General features: G+C 76.8%; 11 protein-coding genes. 8 read left to right on the top strand and 3 right to left on the bottom strand.

Features of this window, described 5'->3' with window-relative positions; translation table 11 throughout:
• From AB6N23_RS14615 to AB6N23_RS14625, 3 genes are all read left to right on the top strand, one after another.
• On the top strand, positions 1-213 hold a 213-nt coding region (locus tag AB6N23_RS14615; RefSeq protein WP_412866746.1), incomplete at its 5' end, for a hypothetical protein.
• A 78-nt stretch (positions 214-291) separates the two neighbouring features.
• On the top strand, positions 292-1,812 hold the full coding sequence (locus AB6N23_RS14620) for a hypothetical protein (RefSeq protein ID WP_412866747.1): 1,521 nt from the start codon (positions 292-294) through the stop codon (positions 1,810-1,812).
• Between the two features lie 113 nt (positions 1,813-1,925).
• Positions 1,926-2,435, top strand: coding sequence for a GNAT family N-acetyltransferase (locus AB6N23_RS14625; RefSeq protein WP_412866748.1), 510 nt, complete (start codon positions 1,926-1,928; stop codon positions 2,433-2,435).
• 9 nt (positions 2,436-2,444) lie between these two features.
• On the opposite strand, the gene AB6N23_RS14630 is transcribed toward AB6N23_RS14625, so the two are convergent.
• From AB6N23_RS14630 to AB6N23_RS14640, 3 genes are read right to left on the bottom strand one after another with little or no spacing between them, the layout of a single operon-like run.
• Entirely contained in the window at positions 2,445-3,311 is an 867-nt protein-coding gene (locus AB6N23_RS14630) for a PPK2 family polyphosphate kinase (protein ID WP_412866749.1), read from the bottom strand.
• Positions 3,308-4,003, bottom strand: a complete 696-nt coding sequence (locus tag AB6N23_RS14635) for a potassium channel family protein (protein WP_412866753.1) — start codon at positions 4,001-4,003, stop codon at positions 3,308-3,310. Before AB6N23_RS14635 ends, AB6N23_RS14630 begins: the two co-directional genes overlap by 4 nt.
• A gap of 4 nt (positions 4,004-4,007) precedes the next feature.
• On the bottom strand, positions 4,008-5,381 hold the full coding sequence (locus tag AB6N23_RS14640) for a TrkH family potassium uptake protein (protein WP_412866750.1): 1,374 nt from the start codon (positions 5,379-5,381) through the stop codon (positions 4,008-4,010).
• A gap of 261 nt (positions 5,382-5,642) precedes the next feature.
• Between AB6N23_RS14640 and AB6N23_RS14645 the strand changes: the two genes are divergently transcribed.
• The 5 genes from AB6N23_RS14645 to AB6N23_RS14665 all read left to right on the top strand — a co-directional run bounded on the left by AB6N23_RS14645 (position 5,643) and on the right by AB6N23_RS14665 (position 10,962).
• Entirely contained in the window at positions 5,643-6,863 is a 1,221-nt protein-coding gene (locus tag AB6N23_RS14645; protein ID WP_412866751.1) for an acetoin utilization protein AcuC, read from the top strand.
• A gap of 197 nt (positions 6,864-7,060) precedes the next feature.
• Positions 7,061-7,297: a helix-turn-helix domain-containing protein gene (locus tag AB6N23_RS14650; protein WP_378207609.1), complete on the top strand. Its 237-nt coding sequence runs from the start codon at positions 7,061-7,063 to the stop codon at positions 7,295-7,297.
• Between the two features lie 192 nt (positions 7,298-7,489).
• Complete coding sequence (locus AB6N23_RS14655; RefSeq protein ID WP_003792170.1) at positions 7,490-7,588, top strand: 30S ribosomal protein bS22; 99 nt, start codon at positions 7,490-7,492, stop codon at positions 7,586-7,588.
• Positions 7,589-7,732: 144 nt separating this feature from the next.
• A complete protein-coding gene (locus AB6N23_RS14660) occupies positions 7,733-9,829 on the top strand; it encodes a glycoside hydrolase family 127 protein (RefSeq protein WP_412866752.1) in 2,097 nt (698 codons plus the stop codon).
• A gap of 80 nt (positions 9,830-9,909) precedes the next feature.
• Entirely contained in the window at positions 9,910-10,962 is a 1,053-nt protein-coding gene (locus AB6N23_RS14665; RefSeq protein WP_412866754.1) for a LacI family DNA-binding transcriptional regulator, read from the top strand.
• The last annotated feature ends 34 nt before the right edge of the window (positions 10,963-10,996 follow it).

Here is a 10,996-nt window from a genome sequence, read left to right on the forward strand (position 1 = left end):
GGCGTGCCCGGCCCCGCCGCCCCGGCGCCCGGCCTCCCGGCGGGCGCCGCGACCGGCTCCGGCTCGGCCGCCGGCGCGCCCCGCACGGGCGTCGACGCCGCCCTCCTCACCTCCGTCGCCCCCGCCGCGCTGCGGGTCGTCGCGACGGTCCTGCCGCACGACCTCGGGTGCCCCGCGGCGCCCGCGCAGGACATCCCGCACACCCCTGCCTGACCGGACCGTCGTCGCCCCGCGCGACCACGTCCCCCGCGCCCCGAAGGCGCTCCGGTCCTTGGCAGAGGAGTTCTTGAGATGCACACGTACGTCCGTCGAGCGCTGCACACGGCGCTCGTGAGCGGTGGCCTCGTGGTCGCCGGGGCCTCCATGGCCCACGCCGCCCCCGCACCGGGGGCCCTCGGGGTCGACGTCGCCGTCGACCTCACGTCCGGCGCCGCCGTCCAGGTGGAGCTCGGTCTCGGTGCCACCGGCGACCACGGCGGTGCGCCGCTCGTCGCGGTGCCCGTCAGCGTGCCGGTCGACGTGTCGGGGGTCGCCGTGGGCGTCCTCGGCGACGCGGCCGTGGCGCAGCCCGCGGGCGCGCCGGCCGGGACGTCCGGCGACGGCGCCGGTGCCGGCGCGACGCAGGCGGCGCCGGTCGTCTCCGTCCCCGTGGACGTGCCCGTCGACGTCTCGGGCGTGGCGGTCGGGCTGCTGGGCGACGCCGCCGTGGCCGGGGGGCCCGGTGGCGCGCCCGCGACGCCCGCGCCGCAGGACGGCGGCGCCCCGGCGCTGGTCGAGGCGCCGGTGTCGGTGCCCGTCGACGTCTCCGGCGTCGCGCTCGGCGTGCTCGGTGACGCCACGGTGCTGGAGGGGAGCACCGTGGGGTCGCCGACCGCAGGCGGGTCGGACGGGGAGGGCGAGGGCGCGTCGGGTGGCGGTGCGCTGGTCGAGGCGCCGGTGATGGTGCCGGTGGACGTGTCGGGTGTGGCGGTCGGCCTGCTGGGTGACGCCGCCGTGACGACGCCCGCGCCGACGACCCCGGCCCCGGCTCCCGCGCCGGGTGGTTCGCCGGCGGGTGACGGTGCGCTGGTCGAGGCGCCGGTGTCGGTGCCGGTGGACGTGTCGGGTGTGGCGGTCGGCCTGCTGGGTGACGCCGCGGTGACGACGCCCACGCCGACGACCCAGACGCCCGCTCCGGGCGCCGACGCGGGCACGGCCGGCGACGGGCTCGTCGGTCTGCCGGTGACCGTGCCGGTCGACGTCTCGGGCGTCGCCGTCGGCATCGGCGGTGACGCCACCGCGACCCCGGCGGGCACCGTGGCGCCGGGCGACGGCACGGTGCCCCCGGGTGCCGAGGGGCCCACGGCTCCCGGCACGACCGACCCGGGCACGAGCCCGGGCACGGCCCCCGGCACGACGACCCCCGGCACGACGACCCCCGGCACGACGACCCCCGGCACGACGACCCCCGGCACGACGACCCCGGGCGTCTCCGTGCCCGGCGCGGCGACCCCCGCCACGGGCGGGACGACCCCGCTCGTCCCGGTGGCGACGCGCACGGTCGTCCCGGCCGGCGCGGGAGGCACGCTCACGGCGGTCCGCACGGCGGCCGTCACCGACGGGCGCGCGGGCCTCGCGGCCGGCGTGACGCCGACGGGCTCCTCGTCCGCCGCGCTCGCGTCGACCGGTGCGGAGCTGTGGCTCCTGCCTGCGGCGCTGCTGCTGGTGGCGGCGGGCGTGGCGCTGCGCGGGCGCGCGTCCCGCAGCCGCGGTCGCCACGCGGCGTCGACCCTGGTCCTGCCGACGCAGCGCGGGGCCACGGACGCCTCCTGACGCGCCACGTCGGGGGCGGGGCGGCCGGTCCGGCCGTCCCGCCCCCGGGCGCGTCGTCCGCGACGCGGCCCCGCGCAGGGGGAGGGGCCGCGCCGCGGGTAGGGTCGCCGCCCGTGGACGAGCAGCGGCTGGCAGGAGGCGGGGTGCTGCGCGTGGCGCGGCCGGGCGACGAGGCGGGGATCCTCGCGTGCATCCACGCGCTGGCGGCGTACGAGCGGGAGCCGGACGCGGTCCGGACGACCGAGGCGGACCTGGCGGACGCGCTCTTCGGCCCCGCGCCGGCGGTGTTCGCGCACGTCGTCGAGGTCGACGGTGCCGTCGTCGGCATCGCCGTGTGGTTCCGCAGCTTCAGCACCTGGACGGGCCGGCACGGCGTGTACCTGGAGGACCTGTTCGTGGACCCGGCGCACCGCGCCCGCGGCTACGGCCTCGCGCTGCTCCGCTCGCTCGCGGCGGTCGCGGTGGCCAACGGCTGGACGCGCGTCGACTGGGCGGTGCTGGACTGGAACGCGCCCTCGATCGCGTTCTACCGCGCGCTCGGGGCCGTGCCGATGGACGAGTGGACCGGGTACCGGCTCACGGGTGACGCGCTGCGCGCCGTGGGCACGGGCCCGACCGCCTGAGGGACGGTGTCAGGCGGTCGCGTCGAGCCGGGCGAGCTCGGCGGCCACGTCGTACGTCGGCTCCGGCCAGCCGAGGTGCAGGTCCGCCAGCGCGTCGTGCAGCAGCGCGCTGACGGCGAGCCGCGCGTACCACTTGCGGTCCGCGGGGACGACGTACCACGGTGCGACGTCCGTCGAGGTGCGGGCGAGCACGTCGGCGTACGCGGCCTCGTAGGCGGGGCGCTGCCGCCGCACGTCGACGTCGCGCGGGTCGTACTTCCAGTGCTTCTCGGGACGGGTGAGGCGCTCGCGCAGGCGGGCGTGCTGCTCGCCGGGGGAGACCCACAGGAGCACCTTGACGACGGTCGTGCCGCGTGCCACCACCTCCGCCTCGAACGCCGTGATCTCCGCGAGCCTGGCCTCGAGCGCCGCCGCGTCGAGCCCGCCCTCGACGCGCGGCACGAGGACGTCCTCGTAGTGCGAGCGGTCGAAGACGCCGATGCGTCCCGCGGCGGGCAGCGCCGCGCGGACGCGGGTGAGGAAGTGCTGCGCGCGCTCCTGCGGCGTCGGCACGCCGAACGCGCGCAGGGCGACGCCCTGCGGGTCGACCATGCCGAGCACGTGCCGGACGATGCCGCCCTTGCCCGCCGTGTCCAGCCCCTGCAGGACGAGCAGCACGGACCGGTCGCCGCCGGTGCGCCCGTGCGCGAACAACCGCTCCTGCAGCTCGGACAGCGCGGCACCCAGGCCGGCGAGGGCGGGCACCGCGTCGGCCTTGCGCCCGTCGAAGCCGGGGGTCGCGGACGCGTCGACGTCGGCGAGGGTGAGGCCCGGCCGTGCGCGCAGCAGCTCGCGGACCGGCGCGTCCCACGCCGCCGCCCTGCCCGTGGTGCTCATGGCCGGGCCGCGAAGCGCTCGAGCAGGTCCGCGTGCCCGCCGACGATGATGAGGTCGTTCGACGAGATGCGGGTCTCCGGCGTCGCGTAGAGGAATTCCACGCCGGGGCTCTTCACGCCGATGACCGTGACGCCGTAGCGCTCGCGGATCTTCGACTGCGCGAGCGTGAAGCCCTGCGTCTCCTTCGGCGGGCGCATCTTCACGACCGTGAAGCCGTCCTCGACCTCGATGTAGTCGAGCATGCGGCCGGAGACGAGGTGCGCGACGCGAGCCCCCGCGTCGGCCTCGGGCAGCACGACGTGGTGCGCGCCGATGCGCTGCAGGATGCGCGCGTGCTCGCTCGAGATCGCCTTCGCCCAGATCTGCGGGACGCCGATGTCCACGAGGTTGCCGGTGATGAGCACCGACGCCTCGAGGTAGGACCCGACGCCGACGACCGCGACGGGGAAGTCGCGCGCACCGAGCTGCTCGAGCGCCTCCGGGTTCGTCGCGTCCGCCTCGACCAGCGGGACGCGCCCCGCCCACTGCGCGACGAGCTCGGGCTTCTGCTCGACGGCGAGCACGTCCTGCCCGAGCCGGTCGAGCGTCGCCGCGATGGACGAGCCGAACCGGCCGAGGCCGATGACGAGGATGCCGGAGCCCTTCGGGGGGGTCCGGGGGGCGTCGCGCGGCTCGCCGCCGCCGGACCGCAGGCTGTCAGCCAATGATCGGCCTCTCTTCCGGGTACCGGACGACGCGACGACGGTTGCGCAGCGCGAGCGCCGCGGCGAGCGTGATCGTGCCGGTCCGGCCGATGAACATGAGAACGGCGAGCACGTACTTCGCCGGGTCGGGCAGGTCGGGCGTGATCCCCGTGGTCAGCCCGCACGTGGCGAACGCCGAGATCACCTCGAACAGGATGACGTCGAGCGTGAGGCCCGTCATCGCCAGCAGCAGCAGCGACGCGACGAGGACGAACGTCGTGGAGACGAACGCGACGGCGATCGCGACCTTGAGCGTGTCGGGGGAGATGCGCCGGCCGAACGCCTCGACGTCCCGGTCGCCGCGCGCCTCCGCGACGATCGCGAGCAGCATGACGCCGAGCGTCGTCACCTTGATGCCGCCCGCCGTGCCCGCGGACCCGCCGCCGACGAACATGAGCGCGTCGAGCAGCAGCCACGTGCCCTCGTGCATCTCGCCCACGTCGACGGTCGAGAACCCGCCGGAGCGCGGCATGATCCCGGCGAACAGCGACGCCAGCAGGGTGCCGGCCCAGTCGAGCGGCTGGAACGTGTCCGGGTTCGTCCACTCGAAGGCCGCGACGACGACCGACCCGAAGAGCAGCAGCGCGATGCTCATCGTGATCGTCATCTTGGTGTGCAGGCTCCACCGGCGCGGCTCGCGCAGGCGGTTGGCCACGTTGAGGATGACCGGGAACCCGAGCGAGCCGATGAAGACGCCGACGATGATCGGCAGCAGCATCCACCAGTCGGAGACGAACGGCTCCAGGCCCTCGGGGGTGGGGACGAAGCCGGCGTTGTTGAACGCGGAGACCGAGTAGAACACCGCGTGCCAGGCGGCCGTGCCCGCGTTCCCCTCGTGCAGCACCAGCCGCGGGAAGAGGACGAGCGCGATCGCCACCTCGAGGACCGTGGAGGTCACGATGACGGTCCGCACCAGGGACCCGACCTCGCCGAGGCGGGTGACCTTCGTCTCCGACGAGACGAGCAGCCGCTGCGTCAGGCCGATGCGCCGCGACACCGCCATGCCGAGCAGTGACGCCAGCGTCATGACGCCCAGGCCGCCGACCTTGATCGCGACGAGGATGACGACCAGCCCCCAGGCGGACCAGTACTCGCCGGTGGGGACCGTGACGAGACCCGTGACGGTCGTCGCGGACGTCGCGGTGAAGAACGCGTCGACGAAAGGTGCGCGCTGCCCGTGCGCGGTCGCCCACGGCGCCGACAGCAGCGCCGTGAAGACGACGACCACCAGCGCGAACACGGCGAGCGCCAGCCGTGCCGGCCCCTGGCGTGCCGCACGGTCCACGTACTCGCGGGCGCGCCACAGCAGGCCCGGTCCTGCCGCCATGCCGCCTCCCGCCGTGCCCCGACCCGTGACCCGCCGCCCCGACCCCGGTGCGCCCGACCTGCGGCGGTGGACCCGGACGACGGCCCCGGCTCGCGCCGGACAAGGGCCCATGCTGGCACGGCGCGCCGACAGCCGGGCGCCGACGCGGCGCGTCGGCCGCGGTGGTCGGCTGCGTCGGTCGCAGTGGTGCGCTGCGTCGGCCGACCGCCGGACCCGCCGGTCCGGTCGACACGGCCCGCGCGGCGGTGGGACGGTGAGCCCATGACGGCGACGGCCACCGACGCGGCCCCCCACGGTGCTGCGGCCGCGCCCGTGCGCGTCGTCTGGTCCACCGAGATGCTCGGCTACGACTTCGGCGTCGGCCACCCCATGACGTCCGACCGGATCGACCTGACGATCGCGCTGGCCGCCGGCCTCGGGCTGCTCGCGGCACCGGGCGTCGAGGTGGTCGCCGCGGAGCCCGCGAGCGACGCCCTGCTGACGACCGTCCACGACCCCGCGTACGTCGCGGCCGTGCACGCCGCCGCAGAGCGGGGCGTCCCCGACCCGGCCCGCGGGCTCGGGACGCGCGACGACCCGCTGTTCCCGCAGATGCACGAGGCGGCGGCCCGCGTCGTCGCCGGCTCCGTGGACGCGGCGCTCGCGGTCTGGGAGGGCAGTGCGCCGCACGCGGTCAACGTCGGCGGCGGGCTGCACCACGCCATGCCGGGCGGTGCGTCGGGCTTCTGCGTGTACAACGACGCGGCGGTCGCGATCCGGGCGCTGCTCGCCGCGGGCGTGCCGCGCGTGGCCTACGTCGACGTCGACGCGCACCACGGCGACGGCGTCCAGGCCGTCTTCTGGGACGACCCGCGGGTGCTCACCGTGTCGCTGCACGAGACCGGTGCGGCGCTGTTCCCCGGCACCGGCCACCCGGGGGAGACGGGCGGCCCGGGCGCGGACGGCACGGCCGTCAACGTCGCGCTGCCCTCCCGCACGGGCGACGCCGGCTGGCTGCGCGCGTTCGACGCGGTGGTGCCCGCGGTGCTGCGGGCGTTCGCGCCGGCGGTGCTCGTCACGCAGCACGGCTGCGACACGCACCGGCTGGACCCGCTCGCGTCGCTGCGCGTGAGCGTGAACGGGCAGCGGCTGGCGGCGGAGCGCCTGCACGCCCTCGCGCACGAGGTGAGCGACGGCCGCTGGCTCGCGCTGGGCGGCGGCGGGTACGCGGTGCTGGACGTCGTGCCGCGTGCGTGGGCGCACCTCATCGGCATCGCGACGCACCGGCCCGTCGACCCGGCGACGCCCGTGCCGGCCGAGTGGCTGGACGCGGTGCGGCAGCGCTACGGGCGCGAGGCGGTCGCGGTGATGACGGACGGCGGCGTCGCGGAGGCGCGGCCGTGGTCGGCCGGCTACGACCCCGGGGACGACCTCGACCGGGCGGTGCGGGCCACGCGCGCGGCCGTCTTCCCGTCCCTCGGCCTCGACCCCGAGCTGGACTGAGGACCGCGCCGCCGGGCGGGCCCGGCGCCGCTCGCGGGCGCCGACGTGCCCCCCGCAGACCCGTCCGGGTGACCGCGCGCCCGTGCGGGCCGTCCCGGCTTCCCCACCCGTCACACGCGCCACTACTGTGATCGTCGAGCACCCCGCCGGTGGGTGGCACGCCGCCGGCGCTGGACCGGCCGTCGGGAGGTCGGACGATGGACGAGCCGGGGCGCGACCCGCAGGGACGGGTGCGGTTCCTCACCGTGAACGAGGTCGCGGACCTCATGCGCGTGTCCCGGATGACGGTGTACCGCCTGGTGCACTCGGGCGAGCTGCCCGCCGTCCGCGTCGGCCGTTCGTTCCGCGTCCCGCAGGACGCCCTCGACGCGTACCTGCGCTCGTCGACGACGGTCGACCTCGGCGACGCCGGGGAGCACCGCCGCACGTCCTGAGCACGGCGGACCGGGCCCGGCGGCGGTCGCGCGGGACCGGTTAGCGGGCGCGCGGCACCATCCCGTAAGGTGGGCCCCCGGACTTCTGCGTGCGTGGACCGGTCGGTCGGCTCGAACCCCGCATCGCCCCGCGCGTCGGCCGACCACCTTCGCGGACCTCACGGGCCGCGACCGGACACGAGTGAGGCATTCATGGGCTCCGTCATCAAGAAGCGCCGCAAGCGCATGGCGAAGAAGAAGCACCGCAAGCTGCTCCGCAAGACGCGTCACCAGCGCCGCAACAAGAAGTGAGCTGAGCGCACCCGCGCAGCGCAGCGCACCCCGGGCCCGGTCCTCCGACCGGGCCCGACGTGCGTCCGGGGCCGGAACGCCTCCGGAACGCCGCCGAGACGTCTCTACATCGATGTACTGTGGGCCTCGTCGAAGGAGGCCCCGATGACACCGCCGTCGTCCCCGCCCGTCGCCGCGACCCCACCGGTCGACGGCCCCTGCACGCCCCGCGCCCGCCACGGCGCGCTGCGTCCGCTGCCGTTCGACGCGGTGCGCCTGTCGCCCGACGGCATGCTCGGCGCGTGGCAGGGCCGCAACCGCGCGCAGGTGCTCCCGCACGTGCTCGAGCGGCTGGAGACGTCGGGCGTGCTCGACAACCTGCGCGTCGCGGCCGGGCGCGCCGAGGGGCAGTTCCGCGGGTTCAACTTCGCGGACTCCGACCTGCACAAGACGCTCGAGGCCCTGGCGTGGGAGGCCGGCCGCGTCCCGGACGACCAGCCGTGGGAGGCGTTCGTCGGCGCGGCCGTCGACCTGCTCGCCGCCGCGCAGCGCGACGACGGGTACCTGTACTCGCACGTGCAGCTGACCGCGCCCGGCGAGGAGCTCACCCACCTGCGCTGGAGCCACGAGCTGTACGTGCTCGGGCACCTGCTGCAGGCCGCCGTGGCCCGCGCCCGCACCACCGGGCGCACCGACCTGCTCGACGTCGCGACCCGGTTCGCCGACCTCGTCGACACGCGCCTCGGGCCGGACGGCGCCGAGGGGTACGACGGCCACCCGGAGGTCGAGACGGCGCTCGTCGAGCTGTACCGGCTCACGGGCGAGCGGCGCTGGCTCGACCTCGCGCGGCGGCAGGTCGACCTGCGCGGGCGCGGCCTGCTCGGGTCCGGGCCGTTCCCGCCGGCGTACCACCAGGACCACGTGCCGGTGCGCGAGGCGACGGAGGTGACCGGCCACGCGGTGCGCCAGCTGTACCTGCTCGCCGGCGTCGCCGACGTGGCGGCCGAGACCGGGGAGCAGGCCCTGCTCGACGCGCTCGTGCGGCTGTGGGAGTCGGCCGAGGGGACGCGCACGTACGTCACGGGCGGGCTCGGCGCGCGGCACAAGGACGAGTCGTTCGGCGACGCGCACGAGCTGCCGCCCGACCGTGCGTACGCGGAGACGTGCGCCGCGATCGCGCTCGTGCACTGGGCGTGGCGCATGCTGCTGCTCACGGGCGAGCCCCGGTACGCCGACGCGATGGAGCGCACGCTCGTCAACGCGGTCCCGGCGGCGGTGGGTCTCGACGGCCGCTCCTTCACCTACTCGAACCCGCTCCAGCTGCGCACGGGCCACGACGGCGCCGACGAGCAGCACCCGAGCGGCCGCCTCGACTGGTTCGCGTGCGCCTGCTGCCCGCCGAACCTGGCCCGCCTGGCGGCGTCGCTGCACGCGTACGTCGCGACGGTCACCGACGACGCCGTGCAGCTCCACCTGTACGCGGCCGGCGAGGTGCGGGTCCCGGACGACGGCACGGTCCTGCGCGTGCGCACCGACTACCCGTGGGACGGCCGCGTCGAGGTGGCGGCGGACCCCGACGGCACGCCGCTCGTGCGCGACCTCGTCCTGCGGGTGCCCGCGTGGGCGGACCCGGCCGCCGCGACGCTCACGGTCGACGGCGCGCCCGTGCGGCTCGACGTGCGCGGCGGCCGCGTGACCGTGCCGGCGTCGCCCGGCGCGCCCGTGCGCACGGTCGTCCTCGACCTGCCGATGCCCGTGGTCGCGCTGACCCCGCACCCGCACGCCGACGCGGTGCGAGGGTGCGTCGCGCTGCGCCGCGGCCCCGTGGTCTGGGCGCTCGAGCAGGCCGACCTGCCCGACGGCGTCGTGCTCGAGGACGTCGCCGTCGTGGCCGGTGCGCAGCCGCTCGACGGCCCGCCGGCGCCCGCGCTGGGCGTGCCGGTCGGCGTCCGGGTCGCCGGCGTGCACCGCCCGGCCGCCGACGCACCGCCGTGGCGGGCGTCGGGCACCGTCCCGCTGCCGCCCGACGTCGCCGGCGGCACACCGCTCGAGCTGCGCCTGGTGCCGTACCACGCGTGGGGCAACCGTGGCCCGGGGGCGATGCGGGTGTGGCTGCCGGTGGCGGCGGCCGGGGCGGGCACGCCGGACGACCACGCGGACGACCACCCGGACGCCGGCGCGGACGACCACGGGCCGTCCGCGCACGACGCCGGCACCGCGCCTCTGCCACGCTGTGGCCCGGACGGGACGGCCGTCCGGTGACGGTCGCTCCCGGCGCACCGGCGGCGAGGACGGGAACGGGGACGGGGACGATGAACGGTCGACGGACGGCCACGGTGACGATGCACGACGTCGCCGCGCGGGCCGGGGTGTCCATCAAGACGGTCTCCAACGTCGTCAACGGCTACCCGTACATCCGCCCGACGACGCGCGAGAAGGTCGAGACGGCCATCGCCGAGCTCGGCTACCACGTCAACGTCTCGGCCCGGAACCTGCGCCGCGGCCGCACGGGCCTCATCGGCCTGGCCGTGCCGGAGCTCTCCCTCCCGTACTTCGCCGAGCTCGCCGACTCCGTCATCCGCGCGGCCGAGGAGCGGGGCGTCACGGTGCTCATCGAGCAGACCGGCGCGGTGCGCGAGCGCGAGCTCGAGGTGCTCACCGGGCAGCGCCGGCAGTTCACCGACGGCCTCATCTACTCGCCGCTGGCGCTGGGCCCCGACGACGTGGGCGAGCTCGCGGCGGTCGGCTACCCGATGGTGCTGCTCGGCGAGCGCATCTTCGGCGGTCCCGCGGACCACGTCACCATGAGCAACGTCGAGGCCGCCCGCGCCGCGACGCAGCACCTGCTGGACCTGGGCCGCCGGCGCATCGCCGTCGTCGGCGCGCACGCGGGGGAGACGGTCGGGTCCGCGGCCCTGCGCCTGCAGGGGTACCGCGAGGCCCTCGAGGCGAACGACGTGCCGTTCGACCCCGCCCTCGTCGGCGAGGCGGGCCTGTGGCACCGCGCGACCGGCGCCGAGACGATGACGCGCCTGCTCGACGCGGACCTCGGCATCGACGCCGTCTTCGGGCTCAACGACGCCCTCGCGCTGGGCGCGCTGCACGCGCTGCACGCGCGGCGCGTCGACGTGCCGGGCGAGGTCGCCGTCATCGGCTTCGACGACATCGAGGAGACGGCGTACTCGTCGCCCACGCTGTCGACGGTGCACCCGGGCCGCGAGGAGATCGCGACGACGGCCGTCGACCTGCTGCTCGCACGCATCGACGAGCCGGCCGCCGACCGGCCGTTCCAGCAGGTCGTCGCGGAGTTCTCGGTGGTGCCGCGCGAGTCGACGCTCGGCGACCGCGCGCCGGTCGACCCGACGCCCGGCGAGCGCACCGCGCACGCGGGCTGACCCGCCGCCGCGCGGCCGCCGGACGCGCCGACGC

Source organism: Cellulomonas pasadenensis (genome assembly GCF_047229365.1).
Lineage (GTDB): Bacteria > Actinomycetota > Actinomycetes > Actinomycetales > Cellulomonadaceae > Cellulomonas.

Bases quoted from the DNA above. Each gene is read 5' to 3' on its own strand.
- AB6N23_RS14620 (WP_412866747.1), top strand. From the start codon at position 292: ATGCACACGTACGTCCGTCGAGCGCTGCACACGGCGCTCGTGAGCGGT.
- AB6N23_RS14630 (WP_412866749.1), bottom strand. From the start codon at position 3,311: ATGAGCACCACGGGCAGGGCGGCGGCGTGGGACGCGCCGGTCCGCGAG.
- AB6N23_RS14640 (WP_412866750.1), bottom strand. From the start codon at position 5,381: ATGGCGGCAGGACCGGGCCTGCTGTGGCGCGCCCGCGAGTACGTGGAC.
- AB6N23_RS14645 (WP_412866751.1), top strand. From the start codon at position 5,643: ATGACGGCGACGGCCACCGACGCGGCCCCCCACGGTGCTGCGGCCGCG.
- AB6N23_RS14650 (WP_378207609.1), top strand. From the start codon at position 7,061: ATGGACGAGCCGGGGCGCGACCCGCAGGGACGGGTGCGGTTCCTCACC.
- AB6N23_RS14655 (WP_003792170.1), top strand. From the start codon at position 7,490: ATGGGCTCCGTCATCAAGAAGCGCCGCAAGCGCATGGCGAAGAAGAAG.
- AB6N23_RS14660 (WP_412866752.1), top strand. From the start codon at position 7,733: ATGACACCGCCGTCGTCCCCGCCCGTCGCCGCGACCCCACCGGTCGAC.
- AB6N23_RS14665 (WP_412866754.1), top strand. From the start codon at position 9,910: ATGCACGACGTCGCCGCGCGGGCCGGGGTGTCCATCAAGACGGTCTCC.